Origin of the sequence: Methylophilus glucosoxydans (genome assembly GCF_042676145.1) — a bacterium.
Classification (GTDB): domain Bacteria; phylum Pseudomonadota; class Gammaproteobacteria; order Burkholderiales; family Methylophilaceae; genus Methylophilus; species Methylophilus glucosoxydans.
The window spans coordinates 667677-684083 of record NZ_JBHTJW010000002.1; the positions used below are offsets into that span (position 1 = coordinate 667677).

At 51.0% G+C, this 16407-nt stretch carries 16 protein-coding genes; 7 read left to right on the top strand and 9 right to left on the bottom strand.

The window, feature by feature from the left end:
* Nucleotides 1-14 precede the first annotated feature (14 nt).
* Complete coding sequence (waaC, locus tag ACFQ1T_RS05750; RefSeq protein WP_338655294.1) at nucleotides 15-965, top strand: lipopolysaccharide heptosyltransferase I; 951 nt, start codon at nucleotides 15-17, stop codon at nucleotides 963-965.
* 39 nt (nucleotides 966-1004) lie between these two features.
* On the opposite strand, the gene ACFQ1T_RS05755 is transcribed toward waaC, so the two are convergent.
* Nucleotides 1005-1511, bottom strand: a complete 507-nt coding sequence (locus tag ACFQ1T_RS05755; RefSeq protein ID WP_313985624.1) for a type II secretion system protein — start codon at nucleotides 1509-1511, stop codon at nucleotides 1005-1007.
* Between the two features lie 250 nt (nucleotides 1512-1761).
* Between ACFQ1T_RS05755 and grpE the strand changes: the two genes are divergently transcribed.
* The 4 genes from grpE (at nucleotide 1762) to ACFQ1T_RS05775 (ending at nucleotide 6831) form a co-directional block, all read left to right on the top strand.
* On the top strand, nucleotides 1762-2298 hold the full coding sequence (gene grpE, locus ACFQ1T_RS05760; protein ID WP_275356311.1) for a nucleotide exchange factor GrpE: 537 nt from the start codon (nucleotides 1762-1764) through the stop codon (nucleotides 2296-2298).
* A gap of 100 nt (nucleotides 2299-2398) precedes the next feature.
* Nucleotides 2399-4315 (top strand): molecular chaperone DnaK, encoded by a 1917-nt coding sequence (dnaK, locus tag ACFQ1T_RS05765; RefSeq protein WP_379074729.1) that lies wholly within the window; start codon nucleotides 2399-2401, stop codon nucleotides 4313-4315.
* 94 nt (nucleotides 4316-4409) lie between these two features.
* The gene (gene dnaJ, locus ACFQ1T_RS05770; RefSeq protein WP_194748658.1) at nucleotides 4410-5540 is read left to right on the top strand and encodes a molecular chaperone DnaJ; all 1131 of its coding nucleotides are present in this window, start codon (nucleotides 4410-4412) and stop codon (nucleotides 5538-5540) included.
* A gap of 496 nt (nucleotides 5541-6036) precedes the next feature.
* Entirely contained in the window at nucleotides 6037-6831 is a 795-nt protein-coding gene (locus ACFQ1T_RS05775; RefSeq protein WP_379074732.1) for a ParA family protein, read from the top strand.
* A gap of 6 nt (nucleotides 6832-6837) precedes the next feature.
* On the opposite strand, the gene corA is transcribed toward ACFQ1T_RS05775, so the two are convergent.
* Nucleotides 6838-7926: a magnesium/cobalt transporter CorA gene (corA, locus tag ACFQ1T_RS05780; RefSeq protein WP_313985819.1), complete on the bottom strand. Its 1089-nt coding sequence runs from the start codon at nucleotides 7924-7926 to the stop codon at nucleotides 6838-6840.
* 119 nt (nucleotides 7927-8045) lie between these two features.
* On the opposite strand from corA, the gene aroC reads away from it, so the two are divergent.
* Both aroC and ACFQ1T_RS05790 read left to right on the top strand, forming a co-directional pair.
* Entirely contained in the window at nucleotides 8046-9137 is a 1092-nt protein-coding gene (aroC, locus tag ACFQ1T_RS05785) for a chorismate synthase (RefSeq protein WP_313985634.1), read from the top strand.
* A gap of 55 nt (nucleotides 9138-9192) precedes the next feature.
* Nucleotides 9193-10365 (top strand): MFS transporter, encoded by a 1173-nt coding sequence (locus ACFQ1T_RS05790; RefSeq protein ID WP_379074735.1) that lies wholly within the window; start codon nucleotides 9193-9195, stop codon nucleotides 10363-10365.
* Nucleotides 10366-10564: 199 nt separating this feature from the next.
* On the opposite strand, the gene folE2 is transcribed toward ACFQ1T_RS05790, so the two are convergent.
* The 7 genes from folE2 to ACFQ1T_RS05825 all read right to left on the bottom strand — a co-directional run bounded on the left by folE2 (nucleotide 10565) and on the right by ACFQ1T_RS05825 (nucleotide 16028).
* Nucleotides 10565-11371 carry a GTP cyclohydrolase FolE2 gene (gene folE2 / locus ACFQ1T_RS05795; RefSeq protein ID WP_194748654.1) on the bottom strand — a complete coding sequence of 269 codons (807 nt, stop codon included), beginning with the start codon at nucleotides 11369-11371 and terminating at the stop codon, nucleotides 10565-10567.
* Nucleotides 11372-11420: 49 nt separating this feature from the next.
* Entirely contained in the window at nucleotides 11421-13265 is a 1845-nt protein-coding gene (gene dxs, locus ACFQ1T_RS05800; RefSeq protein ID WP_379074739.1) for a 1-deoxy-D-xylulose-5-phosphate synthase, read from the bottom strand.
* Nucleotides 13266-13267: 2 nt separating this feature from the next.
* The gene (locus tag ACFQ1T_RS05805) at nucleotides 13268-14158 is read right to left on the bottom strand and encodes a polyprenyl synthetase family protein (protein ID WP_379074742.1); all 891 of its coding nucleotides are present in this window, start codon (nucleotides 14156-14158) and stop codon (nucleotides 13268-13270) included.
* Nucleotides 14159-14184: 26 nt separating this feature from the next.
* Nucleotides 14185-14430 carry an exodeoxyribonuclease VII small subunit gene (locus ACFQ1T_RS05810; protein WP_194748651.1) on the bottom strand — a complete coding sequence of 82 codons (246 nt, stop codon included), beginning with the start codon at nucleotides 14428-14430 and terminating at the stop codon, nucleotides 14185-14187.
* A 74-nt stretch (nucleotides 14431-14504) separates the two neighbouring features.
* On the bottom strand, nucleotides 14505-15158 hold the full coding sequence (locus tag ACFQ1T_RS05815) for an alpha/beta hydrolase (protein WP_379074745.1): 654 nt from the start codon (nucleotides 15156-15158) through the stop codon (nucleotides 14505-14507).
* 95 nt (nucleotides 15159-15253) lie between these two features.
* Nucleotides 15254-15613: a pilin gene (locus ACFQ1T_RS05820; protein WP_379074748.1), complete on the bottom strand. Its 360-nt coding sequence runs from the start codon at nucleotides 15611-15613 to the stop codon at nucleotides 15254-15256.
* Between the two features lie 67 nt (nucleotides 15614-15680).
* The gene (locus ACFQ1T_RS05825; protein ID WP_379076864.1) at nucleotides 15681-16028 is read right to left on the bottom strand and encodes a pilin; all 348 of its coding nucleotides are present in this window, start codon (nucleotides 16026-16028) and stop codon (nucleotides 15681-15683) included.
* Nucleotides 16029-16407: the final 379 nt, after the last annotated feature.

Here is a 16407-nt window from a genome sequence, read left to right on the forward strand (position 1 = left end):
CGAAAATAGCGGCCATGAAACGCATCTTGATCGTCAAAACCACCTCTATGGGGGATGTTATCCACGCTTTGCCGGTGGTGGAAGATCTCTTGCAGCATCATCCCGATGCGCAGATTGACTGGCTGGTAGAAGAAAGTTTTGCCGATATTCCAAGATTGCATCCGCAGGTAAAGCAGGTGTTTACCGTCGCGGTGCGCCGCTGGCGCAAGCAGTGGTGGCGTTGGCAGACCTGGCGTGAAATTTCGGTAGTCAAACAGGCTGTCGCGGCTCAACCTTATGATGCCGTGCTGGATTTGCAAGGCCTGCTCAAAAGTGCGGTGATGGCCACCTGGGCGCGTGGTCCGCGCCATGGCTATGATCGACATTCCATTCGTGAGCCCCTGGCCAGCCGCTTTTATCAGCACACCTATGCGATTCCCTACCGGCAGCATGCCGTGATTCGGATGCGCACCCTGGCGGCCAGCGCACTTCATTATGCGATGCCATTGGAAAAACCCAATTACGGACTGTCTGCGCAATGTCCAGATGCTAATAGCATGGCATTTCTCGCTCTCCATGCTACCAGCCGCGATAGCAAACTATGGCCAGAAACTCATTGGGTTGCCTTGGGGCAGTATTATGCGCGGCAAGGATTGCAAATGTGGCTGCCTTGGGGCAACGACATGGAGCATCAACGTGCATTACGCATTGCAGGGCAAGTGCCAGATGCGCTGGTACTGCCCCAAATGGATCTGCAAACACTCGCTCGTCGCATGGTTCATGTGCGGTTCGCTGTTGGTGTTGATACCGGGCTTTCTCACCTGGCCGCGGCATTAAATGTGCCTGTTGTGGCCCTGTATACGGATACTGAGCCAGCTTACACGGGAGTGGCAGCAGGGCGAGTTTCACCTGCGATGAATCTCGGTGGGGCTGGGTTAATGCCGTTAGTGAACGATGTGATAGCCATGCTGGCTCCAATTGCGTGATTCGTGCCGGACGCATTATCAACACCGATGGCCGGGCTATCAACAGCCGCTGGTGACTAAGCTGACGGACATCAATGGTGGCTGGCCATCTGGGCTCAATTGATAAATCACTTTGCAATTTTGTGGGTCTGTTGCACCATCTTTGGTATATACAGTCTGGAAAGAACCGCCTTGATGCTGTGTGTAACTGAAGCCCGTGATATCCATTAAATCTCTAAGACTACCGACACCATCGTCTACAAAAAAACGACCCCATCCCGTCGGATATCCATAATGAAAATAAATCGTCTTGCCTTCTATCACCGTGGTCGGAAATTGCCCACCATCTGCGTTCATATTGCATTCAGGATCCAAAAAACACATGCTTCTACCCATTGTAGCCGCCTGTATAATTGTGCCCTTAAAAGCATATAAAGTCGAAATTCGGGCACTGCTTGCAACATTCGCAAAGCGTGGAAGCGCAGATGCAGCAAGAATACCCAAAATGGTAATGGTGCAAACAAGCTCGACCAGAGTAAATCCTCGATGTTTAAATATCGATGACATGGTGGCAGCATCTCATATCAAATACACGTTTGATTCTATCTTGGAAGCCGCCAAGCAATCAGCCAAGAAGATGCAAGATATATTGCTACTTCTTGGCTTGAGTCAAATCTCGATTTTTCTTTTGGGCAAGGATGACGTTTCAAGCACATCAACCCAAGATAGCGCCCTAAATTTTATCTGATGGCCCTTGAAATCTCTGCGACTGCTCCCCATTTGCAAAAAATACCGTAATAAATCTTAGGGGAGCAATATGCAAGAAGAAAATAACGCATCAGCGGCTGAGCCAATCAACAGCCAGCCTGATGGCCAAACCACACCAGATCTCACGAACGATACTCAAGATGCCCGCATTGCCGAACTCGAATCAGCGCTGGAAGAAGCCAAGGCGCAGGTGCTGTATGTGAAAGCCGAAGGCGAGAATATTCGTCGCCGCGCTGCTGACGATATTGATAAGGCGCGTAAATTTGCGCTCGAAAAATTCAGTGGTGAGTTGCTGGCAGTGAAGGACAGCCTCGATGCCGCATTGGCGGTAGAGAATGCAGATGTGGATAGCTACAAAAATGGCGTAGAACTGACGGCAAAACAATTATTGAGCGTATTTGAAAAATTCAATATTGCTGAAATCAACCCGGTGGGTGAGAAGTTTGACCCGAACAAGCATCAAGCCATCAGCATGGTGCCAGCAGAGGGTGAACCCAACACGGTATTGAGCGTATTACAAAAGGGTTACAGCCTGAATGAGCGCGTGTTGCGTCCGGCGCTGGTGACCGTGATTCAGGCAAAATAATCCATATTGTGAACAGGGACTTGAAATCTGTAGAGATGTCCCAATGTTCAGTGCATCAGAGATTGAGATTAACCAAATTTAAAGGATAAGGATAACGACTATGGCAAAGATTATCGGGATTGACTTGGGGACCACCAACTCCTGCGTGGCAGTGATGGAAGGCGGGAAACCTCGTGTGATTGAAAACGCTGAAGGTGCGCGTACCACACCTTCTATCATCGCTTATCAGGAAGATGGCGAGATTCTGGTCGGTGCGCCTGCTAAACGTCAGGCTGTGACCAACCCGAAAAACACCCTGTTTGCGGTGAAGCGTCTGATTGGCCGTCGCTTTGACGAAAAAGAAGTACAAAAAGACATCGACCTCATGCCTTACACCATTGCCAAAGCGGACAATGGTGACGCATGGGTAGAAGTGCGCGGCAAAAAACAGGCGCCGCCACAAATCTCCGCCGAAGTCCTGCGCAAGATGAAGAAAACCGCCGAAGACTATCTGGGCGAAGAAGTGACCGAAGCAGTGATTACTGTGCCTGCCTACTTTAACGACAGTCAGCGTCAGGCCACCAAAGATGCTGGCCGGATTGCCGGTCTGGAAGTGAAGCGCATCATCAACGAGCCGACTGCTGCTGCGCTGGCATTTGGCTTGGACAAACAGGAAGGCGACCGCAAGATTGCGGTGTATGACCTGGGCGGTGGTACCTTTGATATTTCCATCATTGAAATTACCGAAATCGATGGCGAGCATCAGTTTGAAGTGCTGTCCACCAACGGTGACACCTTCTTGGGTGGTGAAGACTTTGACAACCGCATCATCGACTTTTTGGCCGATGAGTTCAAAAAAGAAAACGGTCTGGACCTGCGTAACGACTTGCTGGCCAAACAGCGTCTGAAAGAAGCCGCCGAAAAAGCCAAGATTGAGCTGTCTGGCGCACAACAAACCGAGGTAAACCTGCCATATATCACGGCAGATGCCACAGGCCCTAAACACCTGGTGGTGAAAATCACCCGCGCCAAACTGGAATCGCTGGTAGAAGACCTGATCGAGCGCACCATGGCGCCTTGCAAAATGGCATTGAAAGACGCAGGCGTATCGCCTGCTGACATCTCCGACGTGATTTTGGTCGGTGGTCAGAGCCGTATGCCTAAAGTGCAAGAGAAAGTGAAAGAGATTTTTGGCAAGGAGCCACGTAAAGACGTCAACCCGGACGAAGCTGTGGCTGTTGGTGCTGCGATTCAGGGTGGCGTGTTGAAGGGGGATGTCAAAGACGTCTTGCTGCTGGATGTGACGCCTCTGTCTCTGGGTATTGAAACCCTGGGCAGCGTCATGACCAAGCTGATCAAGAAAAATACCACCATCCCGACCAAGGCGTCACAAGTGTTCTCGACCGCCGAAGACAACCAGAATGCCGTGACGATTCACGTGCTGCAAGGTGAGCGTGAAATGGCCTCGGGTAACAAGAGCCTGGGCCAGTTTAATCTGAGTGACATTCCACCTGCACCACGTGGCATGCCACAAATTGAAGTGACGTTTGACATCGATGCCAACGGTATTTTGCATGTGTCTGCCAAAGACAAGGCGACTGGTAAAGAGAACAAGATCACTATTAAGGCAAACTCTGGATTGTCTGAAGAAGAAATTCAGCGCATGGAAGAAGATGCGGCCAAATATGCGGACGAAGACAAGAAACTGCGTGAACTGGTCGATGCCCGTAACCAGGCTGACAGTGTATTGCACAGCGTGAAAAAATCGCTGGGTGAGCATGGCGACAAGATGGAGGCCGATGAAAAAGCCAAGATTGAAGACGCCATCAAAGCGCTGGAAGACGTGGCTAAAGGCGATGACAAGGCAGACATTGAAGCCAAAACCAATGCATTAATGGAAGCTTCGCAAAAACTGGGCGAGAAGGTATACGCTGAGCAACAGGCTCAAGCCAATACTGAGAGCGCACAGCCCCAAGGTGAAAAAACCGTGGAAGGCGATGTGGTCGATGCAGAGTTCGAAGAAGTGAAAAAGGACTAATTCGACACGGCAGGCGAATAGTCGTTAGTCCTCTTGCAGGCTAACGACTTTCGCATTTCTAGACGCTGTTAACTGGACATGAAAAAGGCAAGCAATGGCAGCTGCAAAAAAAGACTATTATGAAGTACTCGGTGTGAACCGGGACGCCAGCGATGAGGAAATTAAAAAAGCCTTTAAAAAGCTGGCGATGAAGTTTCACCCGGACCGTAACCCGGATAACCCTAAAGCCGAAGAGAGCTTTAAGGAAGCAAAAGAAGCCTATGAAGTGCTCAGCGATGAGCAAAAACGCGCCGCTTACGACCAATATGGTCACGCCGGGGTAGACCCGAGCATGGGCGGCGGCGCTGGCTTTGGCGGCTTCGGTGGTGGTGGATTCAGTGATGCTTTTGGCGATATTTTCGGCGATATTTTCGGCGGTGGACGCAATCAGCGTTCCAACGTCTACCGTGGCGCAGATTTGCGGTATAACCTCGAAATTTCGCTTGAAGAGGCGGCGCGCGGCACCGAAACCAAAATCCGTATTCCGGTGCAAGCCACCTGTGAAACCTGTCATGGCTCTGGCGCACGGCCTGGTACCTCTCCGGTCACTTGTACCACTTGTAACGGACATGGTCAGGTGCGCATGCAGCAGGGCTTTTTCTCTGTGCAGCAGACATGTCCCAAGTGTCACGGCACCGGCAAGATGGTGAAAGACCCTTGCCCCACTTGCCATGGCAATGGACGCGTCAAACAGAACAAGACACTGAACGTGAAAATTCCGGCCGGTGTGGATGAAGGCGACCGTATTCGTTTAAGCGGTGAAGGGGAGGCTGGCGTCAACGGGGGGCCAACTGGTGATTTGTACGTGGTGGTCCACCTCAAGGAACATCCGATCTTCCAGCGCGATGGTGCAAACCTGCATTGCGAGATGCCGATCAGCTTCAGTACCGCTGCGCTGGGCGGCGAAATCGAAGTGCCGACTCTGGATGGCGCTGCCAAAATGAAGATTCCAGCAGAAACACAGACCGGCAGCGTGTTCCGTTTGCGTGGCAAGGGCATCAAGCCTTTGCGCTCTAGCGAGCATGGCGATCTCATGGTGCATGTGGTGGTTGAAACACCGGTGCGCCTGACCGAGAAGCAAAAAGAGTTGTTGCGCGAGTTTGAGAACAGCACCCAGGCGGATGCGGGCAAACATAGCCCTAAGAACAAAAGTTGGGTCGATAAAGCACGCGATTTTTTTAGCTAATTCCCGTGTCTGATCAAAGCCGTTAGTCTGGCGAGTCGCCTTCTGCTAGACTAACGGCTATTCCCTTTTTGACTGTTTTTTTTAAAACAGTTTTTCAAGCGATTCTTGCAAGTTGTTGTTTTTATTAAAGTTACAATTTAATAACAATTGAATTTTGTCTTTTACAATTCAGTTACAGCTTGGTCAAATAACTGCAATAACTCCTCCCTATACTGAACACATCTTTAAACGAAACACAAAATGTTTTGTTTGATGGCTAGGTTTAGTTGATTTTCAACGACTAGCATTGATTTCCTCCTGATCCAAACCCCCTTTTAACCCGCTTTTGCGGGTTTCTTTTTTTGTACTGTTTGCTTTGTGCGCCCGGCTTTGTTGCTTGCACAGGCGGTGCGGGGTGGTCTCTACTGGCAACATCGTTTATGATAGTGCGCATCTAGGTCTGAAATATCCAGGTCTGAAATGATTTCCTCAAGCGCGACTTTGCATTCATACCCTCATGTTAAAAATTGCCATTCTTAATCAGAAAGCCGGAGTTGGGGCGACGACGACTGCGCTAAATCTGGCCGCCGCCTACCAGCGCAAACAACGTCCAGCGTTGTTGCTGGATATGGATCCGCAGGCAAGATTGACCGAGATCTATAAGCATACAGGGTTGAATGTTCAGTCCAGCCTGCTCGATTTTTATGAGCGTGGCACTGCTGTCGCCAACCTGGTTCAACCGCTACGTAATGGTTTGCAAGTGATTACGGCCAATCATGCGTTGAGCAAACTCGATTCGCAATTTGGCCGTGGACCGGCGACATTGAGCAAGTTAAATGCGGGCTTGGGCACCCTGGCACAACAGCAGCCGGCGTTAACGGTGGTGATGGATTGCTGCCCATACATGGGGGTGATTTCATTAAGTGCCGTGTTTGCCAGTGACCTGGTCGTGGTCCCTGTGACCACGGATTATTTATCGATTCATTCTGCGGTCAGAATGGACAAGGCGCTCAATGCCTTGCAGCCCGTGCTCAAGCGCAAGATCGCACGCCGCTACCTGCTCACGCGTGCGGAGTCACGCAAGAGCATGACCACTGAGGTGGAGCAGGAAATGCGCCGCCTGTTTGGTCAGGAGCTGCTCATGACCAAAATTGGTGAGCATGCTGCCTTGAGCGAAAGTCTGCGTATGGGGCAGCATGTGTTTGAGTATGACGCACAAAGTGCCGCCGCCCATGACTATCTGGCGCTTTACTTCGAGCTGCAGGATGTGTTCAGGCAATTGAACCGGCAACCGATGGCGACGCTTGTCTGAGTGCCACTAAGCTTCACGGCGGCTGCTTAACCACTGCCGCCGCCAGAAAACTAGCAGCATGGCCAAGGCAATGCCCAGCATCATCAACATCGCCCACCAAAAGCCGTTTGGCTCCTTGAGCCATGGCATTTCATTGAAGTTCATGCCAAAAATCCCCGCAATCAGTGTCGCTGGCATAAACAGCATGGCGACCACGGTCAATGCCCGTACTTCCAGGTTGACGCGCTGACTCAAGCTGGTCATGTAAATATCCATGAGTCCACTCAAGGTGTCGCGGATCGCTTCCAGCGACTCGGTAAAATGCACGGTGTGATCATACAGGTCGCGCAGGTAAGGCACGGTTTGCGGACTAAAGAATCCGTGTTCATTGCGGATCAGGCTATTGAGCACTTCTCGCAAGGGCCATACTGCCCGTCTGAGCTGGATGGACACATGTTTGAGGCGGTGGATATTCTGCAGGTCTTCCGGCGTGGGCTGGTTAAGCAAATGGGCTTCGAGTTGTTCGGCATCCTCATTGATGGCCTCCAGCACCTGAAAGTAACGTTCCATCAGGCTATCTAGCAGGGTATAGCACAAGTAGTCCGGGCCACTTTGACGCAGCAAGGCCTGGCCCTGGCGCAAGCGCTCGCGCACGGGCTCAAAACTGCCAGAGGGCCTTTCCTGAAAAGTCAGCAGCCACTCACGACCCAAGGCCATGCTGATTTGCTCGGAGCTCACACTCATGCTTTCAGCATCATAGTAAAACAGGCGCGTTTCCAGAAACAGGTAGTCGGGGTAGGTATCCAGTTTGGGACGCTGTTCGGTGTTTAAAATATCGTCCAGTACCAACGGATGCAGCTTGAAGCGACGGGCGACCGCTTGTAAAAGGGGAATATCCAGTACGCCGTGCACATTAATCCAGGCCACATGCCCGCCAGGCGCTTGCCAATCAGTGATCTCCTGCATGGTCAGTTGCTGCGCGACTAGCGCTTGCGTGTTGTAGCAAATTTTATGAATGCAGGCGGCGGTTGACTCTGTTTGCGCGGTCGTGTCGGTGCCGGTTTGCGGCTTGCCTAACAGTCGATGTTTGCGGTGCGGGTGCTTGCGTTTAGCCATCATGGTCCCAGATCAATAAGCCGTTTCAGCATAAGCGTTCAAGGCCCGGAAATCAACCCGTGGGCGGGGTCGCAGGCAGTCTATGATAAAATAAACAAAATTATTCAGTGAGAGTTCACATGTCTGGCAATACCATCGGCACCCTGTTTACCCTGACCTCATTCGGCGAATCGCATGGTCCGGCCATTGGCGGGATTGTGGATGGCTGTCCGCCAGGGCTGGAGTTGAGTGCTGCCGACCTGCAAGTGGATCTTGACCGTCGCAAGCCTGGAACGTCACGCCATGTGACGCAACGGGCAGAAGCCGATGAGGTGGAGATCTTGTCTGGTGTGTTTGAAGGCAAAACGACTGGTACACCGATTGGTTTGCTGATTCGCAATACAGATCAGCGCTCGCAGGATTACAGCAAAATCATGGACACTTTCCGTCCTGGGCATGCAGATTATACCTATGCCCAGAAATACGGCATTCGCGATTACCGTGGCGGTGGCCGTTCCAGTGCGCGTGAAACAGCGGTGCGTGTAGCCGCCGGCGCCATTGCCAAAAAATGGCTCAAGCAACAATACGGCGTAGAAATCCGCGGCTATTTGAGCCAACTCGGTGAAATCAAGGTGCCGTTTGTGGGCTGGGAAGCGCTGGCACATGAGGGCAATGCTTTCTTTGCCCCCAATGTCGAGATGTTGCCGCAACTTGAAGCTTATATGGACCAGATCCGTAGCGAGCGCGATTCTGTCGGTGCTCAGATTACTGTGGTGGCCGAACGCGTGCCGGTTGGTCTGGGCGAACCGATTTTCGACCGTCTGGATGCCGATATTGCGCATGCGATGATGGGCATTAATGCCGTTAAAGGCGTGGAAATCGGTGCCGGGTTTGATTCGATTGCCCAGCGCGGCAGCGAGCATTGTGATGAGTTGACGCCAGAAGGATTTGCCACCAACCATGCCGGGGGGATTTTGGGCGGTATTTCCAGCGGTCAGGACATTGTGGTCAATGTGGCGTTCAAGCCCACGTCCAGTATCCCGCAAGCGCGTCGTTCAATTAATCAGGCTGGCGAGGCGATTATGATGCAAACCACGGGCCGTCATGACCCTTGTGTCGGCATCCGGGCCACGCCTATCGTTGAGGCGATGCTGGCATTGGTGCTGATGGATCATGCCCTGCGTCATCGCGGCCAGAATGCGGACGTGCATTCAAACACGCCTCGTCTGTAATTTCACCCGCCCATGGCCTGCGCCTGGGCGGTGACCTTTAAAGCGCACAACTGTCATGAGCCACGCCTTACACTTTAATCTGTCGCGCTTTTATTTCATCTACTACTTTTTCGTCGGTGCGTTCGTTCCCTACTGGGGGCTTTATCTGACGGCCGAATCCTTCAGTCCTGCGGATATTGGCATCCTCATGTCGCTGTTTCAGTTGAGCCGCATCGTCGCGCCCAATCTGTGGGGCTGGCTGGCTGACCATACCCGGCAACGTGTACGCTGGATACGCCTGACCGCGTTTCTCGGCTTGCTGGGCTTTGTCGCCATCTTTTGGGCCCATGATTTCAAGACCATGTTTATTGTCATGGTCGCCTTAAGTTTATTTACCAGCTCCACCTTGCCGCTGTCGGAGTCGCTGGTACTGGCGCATTTGGCCAGCACCAATGGTCACTACAGCAAAATCCGTTTGTGGGGCTCCTGGGGCTTTATTGTGGCCTCAGTCTTACTCGGTTACCTGACCGACTGGTTTGGCATAGGCAGCCTGCTCTGGTTTATTCTGCTGGTGCAATGCAGCTTGTTTGGCCTGACCTGGTTATTACCTGAGGCGCATGTTCCACCGCATGCGCAGGATGATTTTTCAGTGTGGCAAATTCTGAAGCAGCCTGCCGTGATGTCGCTGCTGATTGGCTGCGCCATGATGGTGACCGCGCATGGGCTCATGTATAACTTTTATTCGATTTATCTGGCCGAGCATGGCTATAGCAAAGGCATGATCGGCTGGTTATGGTCGCTAGGCGTGATTTGCGAAATTGGCATTTTCATGAAAATGCCCTGGATCATGGCACGCTTTAAACTCAAAACCATTTTGCTGGTCAGCCTGCTCATTGGCGTGGTGCGCTTTACCATGATGGGTCTGGTGCCAGATCAACTGTGGTTGTTGTTACTGGCACAAACCCTGCATGCGTTTACTTTTGGCAGTTTTCATGCGGCCTCGGTCGAGGTGGTGACGCAATATTTTAATGGCCGTCACCAGGCCAAAGGGCAGGCCATATATAACAGTGTGGCGTACGGGGTAGGTGGCGCGCTGGGTGGCTTACTCGGGGGCTTTGCTTTGCAGTATTTAGGCGGCCAATTAACGTTTACGCTAGCGGCGCTGTTTCCGCTCCTGGGGGCGATCATCGTGGCGGTGGGCCTGCATCTGCACCAACCTTATGCGCGCAATGGCATGTTTAGTCATTAGCGAAGCAGGGCGCATCAGCAGGTATAAAAAAACGGCCTGATGGCCGTTTTTATTTGCATGTGCGGTTATGAAAGACGTTTGTCTTTCTCAATTAATGCATAAGCCGAGTGATTGTGGATAGACTCGAAATTTTAGTTTTGGCCGCTTCGCTTAACATCGAAATCGATGTTAGCCTACACTGAAACTTTGTCAAAACAGATTACTGAACGCGTTTGTCTCTCTCGATCAAGGCATATGCACTATGGTTGTGAATACTCTCAAAGTTTTCAGATTCAACGACGTATTTGATGATACGTTTTTCATCATTGAGTTGTGCTGCGACGTCACGCACCATGTCTTCGACAAATTTTGGATTGTCATAGGCGCGCTCGGTAACGAATTTTTCATCTGGACGCTTGAGTAGGCCATACAACTGGCAAGAGGCTTGTTCTTCAATCAAGGTTACCAGGTCTTCCAGCCACATAAACTCGCTCAATAATGCAGTCACAGTCACATGTGAGCGCTGATTATGTGCGCCGTAGTCTGAAATTTTCTTGCTGCATGGGCACAGGCTGGTCACTGGTACCATAACCTTGACGGTAATCTCGAACTGGCCGTTTTTGATTTCACCGATAAACGTTACTTCATAATCAAGCAGGCTTTTCACACCAGATACTGGCGCCGCTTTGTTGATGAAGTAAGGGAAACGCATTTCCACATAGCCTGATTCAGCCTCCAGGCGCTCAACCATTTGGCGCAAGATGGTTTCAAATGAATCAATCGAGATGGCACGCTCGTTCATGTTCAATATCTCGACAAAGCGAGACATATGCGTGCCTTTAAAATTGTGCGGCAAGTGCACAAACATATCAAACATCGCTACGGTATGTTGTTCGCCGCCCGTTTTGTCTTTGACAATCACAGGGTGACGGATAGATTTGATGCCGACTTTGTTGATGTCCAGACGACGCACGTCAGGCGTATTTTGTACGTCTTCAATCGTTGTGGGGATCACGGGTTGATTCATTAGGGTTCCATAGCGGGGATGCCCGCCTGTTAGTTAATAGTTGAGTTTACTACTCGGAAATTAATTTCTCAATAGCCAAGCGTATACCGGTCTCGTCTAGACCACAATCCGCAAGCATAGTTTCATGTTTGCCGTGATCAATAAAACGGTCAGGAAGTCCCAGGCAGCGGATGGCTTTCACCACGCCATGCGACTGCAAGCACTCCATGACGGCAGCGCCAGCTCCACCCTGTACAGCGTTTTCTTCCACCGTGACCAGGTAGTCGTGGGTTTGCGCCATGTGCAACACCATCGCTTCATCCAGCGGCTTGATAAAGCGCATATTCACCACGCTGGCATTCAAAGCATCTGCAGCTTGTAACGCAGGCTGCAGCATGCTGCCAAACGCCAGAATTGCCACTTTTACGCCCTGTCTGACTTGGCTGGCTTTGCCAATTGCTAGCGTCGCTAACGTGGGCGACACGGTGGCACCGATGCCACTGCCGCGCGGATAACGGACAGCCGCAGTCCCAGGGTAGTGGTAGCCGGTAGACAACATCAGCCGGCACTCGTTTTCATCGCTGGGTGCCATGATGACGATCTCCGGGATGCAGCGCAAAAAGCTTAAATCAAAGCTGCCCGCATGGGTGGGGCCATCGGCACCGACCAGCCCGGCACGGTCAATCGCCAGTAACACATCCAGTTTTTGCAGCGCAATATCGTGGATCAATTGGTCGTAAGCGCGCTGTAAAAAGGTCGAGTAGATCGCCACTACGGGCTTAAGGCCATCGCACGCCATGCCAGCAGCAAAGGTCAATGCGTGTTGTTCAGCAATGCCGACATCAAAATAGCGTGCCGGATACGTCTCTGCAAAACGATTGAGTCCGGAACCGTCACACATGGCAGGCGTGATGCCTATCAGTTTGTCATCTGCCGCGGCCATGTCTACCAGCCAATCACCAAACACTTGCGTATAGGTCGGACGGTCGCTGTGGCTCAGGCTGTGACCATTTTCCGGGTCAAACTTGCTCACACCGTGGTATTTGTTTGGGTTATCTTCGGCCGGGCTGTAGCCTTTGCCCTTTTGCGTCACCACATGCAAAAACTGCGGCCCTTGCAATTGACGGATATTGCCCAGCGTATCCACCAGTGTGTCTATGTCGTGGCCATCAATCGGGCCGATGTAATTAAACCCGAACTCTTCAAACAGGGTGCCGGGCGTGACCATGCCTTTGGCGTGCTCTTCTGCGCGTTTGGCAAACTCTTTGACGGGCGGCATGATATCCAGCACTTTTTTGCCGCTGCGGCGCACGCTGTCATACAGTTTGCCCGACATCAGGCGAGCAAGGTAATTGTTGAGCGCTCCCACATTGTTGGAAATGCTCATGTCGTTGTCATTGAGGATCACCAGGATATTGGTATCCATATCGCCCGCATTATTGAGCGCCTCAAACGCCATCCCCGCGGTCATGGCACCATCACCGATAATGGCAACACTGCGGCGATCCAGTCCTTGTGCTTTGGCGGCCACCGCCATGCCTAGCGCCGCTGAAATTGAGGTGCTGGAATGCCCCGTGCCAAAGGTGTCGTACTCACTCTCGTCGCGCTTGGGAAAACCGGCAATCCCGCCCGCCTTGCGCAGGCTAGCCATGGCTTCGCGTCTACCGGTCAGGATTTTGTGCGGATAGGTTTGATGGCCGACGTCCCAGACCAGACGGTCATCCGGCGTGTTGTAAATGTAATGCAGCGCAATGGTCAGCTCGACGACACCAAGGTTGGAGGCCAAATGCCCCCCTGTTTGCGAGACGCTTTGAATCAGAAATGCTCGCAGTTCTGCGGCCAGCACTTTGAGTTGTGTGCGCTCGAGTGCGCGTAACTCAGTGGGGGATTGAATACGGGACAACAGTGAAGTCATGATTAAAAAGGACGCTCACAAATAAATTTGGCAATCCCGCGCAGCGGATCCGCCTGGGCACCATAGCCTGCCAATAATTGCAGGGCTTCAGCATAAAGTGCTTCTACCAGCGTTTTTGCCTCCTCCAGCCCCAGCAGGCTGACGTAGGTAGACTTGTCTTGCAGCGCATCTTTGCCAGCCGTTTTGCCCAGGGTTTGCGTATCTGCTGTTGCATCGAGAATGTCATCGACAACCTGAAATGCTAGCCCCATCTTTTGGCTGTATTGCTCCAAACACTGAATTAATGCCGGTGCGGTGTCTGGCGCCGCATAAGCGCCAAGCAATGTCGCGGCTCGGATCAGCGCGCCAGTTTTATATTGATGCATGGTCTCTAACTCAGCACGCGTCAACCGTTTGCCCGTACTCTGCAAATCGATGCTTTGGCCGCCACACATGCCACGTGAGCCGGTCGCTTGTGCCAATACCTGCACTTGCTTGAGCGCTTGTGGTGCCTGAGTCTCGGCGATGCATTCAAATGCCAGACTTTGCAAGGCATCACCGACCAGCAGTGCGGTGGCATCATCATATTGCTTATGGCAACTCGGCTTGCCACGACGCAAATCGTCGTCATCCATGCATGGCATATCGTCATGCACCAATGAAAATGCGTGAATCAACTCGACAGCTGCCGCACTGGCATCAGCCGTCATTCTGGAGGTGCCTGCCAGTTCTGCTGCGGCATAACTCAATAACGCACGCACCCGTTTACCTCCACCGAGCACCGCGTAACGCATGGCTTCGTGCAGGCGTTCAGGCAATATTTGCTCACCAGGCAAAAGGCGAGCCAGCACCTGCTCCACATGTTGTTGATGTGCGCGTGCCCAATGATCAAAGACAAAAGCAGAAGTGGTCATGAATAAACAGGAAAGTGGCTGGCGGGTTAATTCGCTTCGAAGGGCGTCAGTTGCTGTTGTTGGTTAAGCAGCATCACGGTTTGTTCTGCTTGCTCTAAAGAGGTCTGGCAAGCTTGTAACAATTGCACGCCCTCAGTATAGGCTGCCAGTGAGGCCTCTAGCGGCAGTTCGCCTGACTCCATGCGCTTGACGATGGTTTCTAGCGCCGCTAGGCGTTCGGCAAAACTTGGTTGATCACTCACCGCAGACGGTGTTTTTTTGGGAGCACTCATGAAAATAGGCCTATGAAAACGCTGGCTATTTTAACAAAACTCCCCCTGCTTGCGGGATTATTCTCAAGATAGGGTTATTGCGCTGGCGGAAGCACCTTGAGCAAAAATTGGCGGATATCGTTGATCTCTTCGTCGCAAACACTATGCGGCATATCGTATTCATGCCATTCCACCGCATAGCCTGTGGCCTCCAGTGTTTGCCGCGAAGCTTGCGCGGTTGCCATGGTAATTACGCTATCAAAACGGCCATGCGCCATCCAGATCGGGCACTGCTGGTTGGCTGGGTGTTTTTCTTGGGAGAGTTGACTCTTTAAGGGTAAGTATGTGGAAAGCGCCAGTACGCCTGCCAAAGTTTGTGGAAAACGCGTTGCCGTATGCAAAGCCATCGCGCCGCCTTGCGAGAATCCTGCCAGTAAAATGCGGTGCGCCGGAATCCCCTGCGCAATTTCGGCTTCTATCATCGCATTTAATGTCGCTTGCATGCTTTTAATCCCGACTTCATCTTGCGGGCTATCCGGCTGTAGCCCAAAAATGTCATACCAGGCACGCATTTCGTAGCCATTGTTGAGAGTGACGGGACGGTAAGGGGCATGAGGTAGGATAAATTTGATGTGTGGCAGGTTGAGCATTTGTACCACAGGCTCAAAGTCGTGGCCGTCGGCACCTAGGCCGTGTAACCAGAGTACGGTTGAGCTACAATTTTTATTTACAGCAAGCTGTTCTAACATTGTTTTTAAATTCAAATCAGTTCCGTTGAAGCGCTGCTATCTTGTTTAAGATTTGCTTAAAATGCATTTATTCAAGTCTGTTAAGTTATAAATTCTCAAGGAGAGTTTGTTGTAATAAGACAAGGAGTACCAGCGCTTAAATTACAAGAAATAATGGCGTTGCCAGGTGAGTGAGTTCTAGATGTGAACGTTGTTATTGTAACTACTTTAACACCATTGTTAATGTCGCTACAGGCTTTTGCAACCGGAGCTGGGATATTCGCTATGGATTTGTTCAGTTGTATGTCTGCGTAAACTCTTCTTGCATAAATGTTAGCTTCTTTCAGACATGCACCATTTGCAGCCTCTATTCTGTAAGCTTGAAAAGCGGGCACGGCCACGGCCGATAAAATGCCTATAATAGAGATCACGATCATTAGTTCAATCAGTGAGAAGCCCGTATTATGTATTTTCATCATTAAGCCTTAGTAAAAAGCCCTGTTTGAACAGGGCTTTTTCTTATTTGCTCAAGTAGATTAGATATTAAGCTTTAGGGGTCTTGGTGCAAGTTCCGCCCTTCACCAAATCACAAGAAATGGTTGCGCCAGTGCCCTCTTTTGCCGGCTCTGCTGAGAAGGATTTATCTGTCGCTAGTGGTTTAGTGATTGCCTTGCAAGCTTTAGCATTGTGATCTGGAATATCTTTGGATAATGCAATTGCTGAGTAGACTATTGTTGAGTATGCACTAGCTTCTGCCAAACAAGCGCCATCAGAAGCCTCTTTTGTGTAGTCTGAATATGCAGGAATCGCCACAGAAGCCAAAATACCAATAATGGCCACTACGATCATTAATTCAATCAGGGTAAAACCTTGTTGTGCGTGTTTTTTCATCATGTTTTCCTTCAAGTCAAGTTTAAAGTCAGTTACTTCTTTGTTTAAGTCACTGCTTTTTCAACAGTGTTGGCTAACCATAAAGCAACAGGCGTGCCAGTCTGCTTTTACTGAATGTAACTGATTGAAAAATATGAATTAAAGGGTTTTTATGCTTCATTTCTTCGAATTGAATTTAAAAAGTGCGAGCGTGGTTGTGGTTAGCCAAGCTGACAGAAAGTGACAGGCTTTGCCCATCTTTGACAGGATAGGTGATGGTTTTGGGCAGGTGGTTTGGCTAAATGCAAAAAAGGGATTGTGTGGTACACAATCCCTTTACTTGGTGCCAGTCGCTTGCTTTTGGCAGTGACTGATTTGCAAAAACAGTGTTGTTTACAAC

Coding starts and splice junctions, on each gene's coding strand:
- waaC (WP_338655294.1), top strand. CDS start 15: ATGAAACGCATCTTGATCGTCAAAACCACCTCTATGGGGGATGTTATC.
- ACFQ1T_RS05755 (WP_313985624.1), bottom strand. CDS start 1,511: ATGTCATCGATATTTAAACATCGAGGATTTACTCTGGTCGAGCTTGTT.
- grpE (WP_275356311.1), top strand. CDS start 1,762: ATGCAAGAAGAAAATAACGCATCAGCGGCTGAGCCAATCAACAGCCAG.
- dnaK (WP_379074729.1), top strand. CDS start 2,399: ATGGCAAAGATTATCGGGATTGACTTGGGGACCACCAACTCCTGCGTG.
- dnaJ (WP_194748658.1), top strand. CDS start 4,410: ATGGCAGCTGCAAAAAAAGACTATTATGAAGTACTCGGTGTGAACCGG.
- ACFQ1T_RS05775 (WP_379074732.1), top strand. CDS start 6,037: ATGTTAAAAATTGCCATTCTTAATCAGAAAGCCGGAGTTGGGGCGACG.
- corA (WP_313985819.1), bottom strand. CDS start 7,926: ATGGCTAAACGCAAGCACCCGCACCGCAAACATCGACTGTTAGGCAAG.
- aroC (WP_313985634.1), top strand. CDS start 8,046: ATGTCTGGCAATACCATCGGCACCCTGTTTACCCTGACCTCATTCGGC.
- ACFQ1T_RS05790 (WP_379074735.1), top strand. CDS start 9,193: ATGAGCCACGCCTTACACTTTAATCTGTCGCGCTTTTATTTCATCTAC.
- folE2 (WP_194748654.1), bottom strand. CDS start 11,371: ATGAATCAACCCGTGATCCCCACAACGATTGAAGACGTACAAAATACG.
- dxs (WP_379074739.1), bottom strand. CDS start 13,265: ATGACTTCACTGTTGTCCCGTATTCAATCCCCCACTGAGTTACGCGCA.
- ACFQ1T_RS05805 (WP_379074742.1), bottom strand. CDS start 14,158: ATGACCACTTCTGCTTTTGTCTTTGATCATTGGGCACGCGCACATCAA.
- ACFQ1T_RS05810 (WP_194748651.1), bottom strand. CDS start 14,430: ATGAGTGCTCCCAAAAAAACACCGTCTGCGGTGAGTGATCAACCAAGT.
- ACFQ1T_RS05815 (WP_379074745.1), bottom strand. CDS start 15,158: ATGTTAGAACAGCTTGCTGTAAATAAAAATTGTAGCTCAACCGTACTC.
- ACFQ1T_RS05820 (WP_379074748.1), bottom strand. CDS start 15,613: ATGAAAATACATAATACGGGCTTCTCACTGATTGAACTAATGATCGTG.
- ACFQ1T_RS05825 (WP_379076864.1), bottom strand. CDS start 16,028: ATGAAAAAACACGCACAACAAGGTTTTACCCTGATTGAATTAATGATC.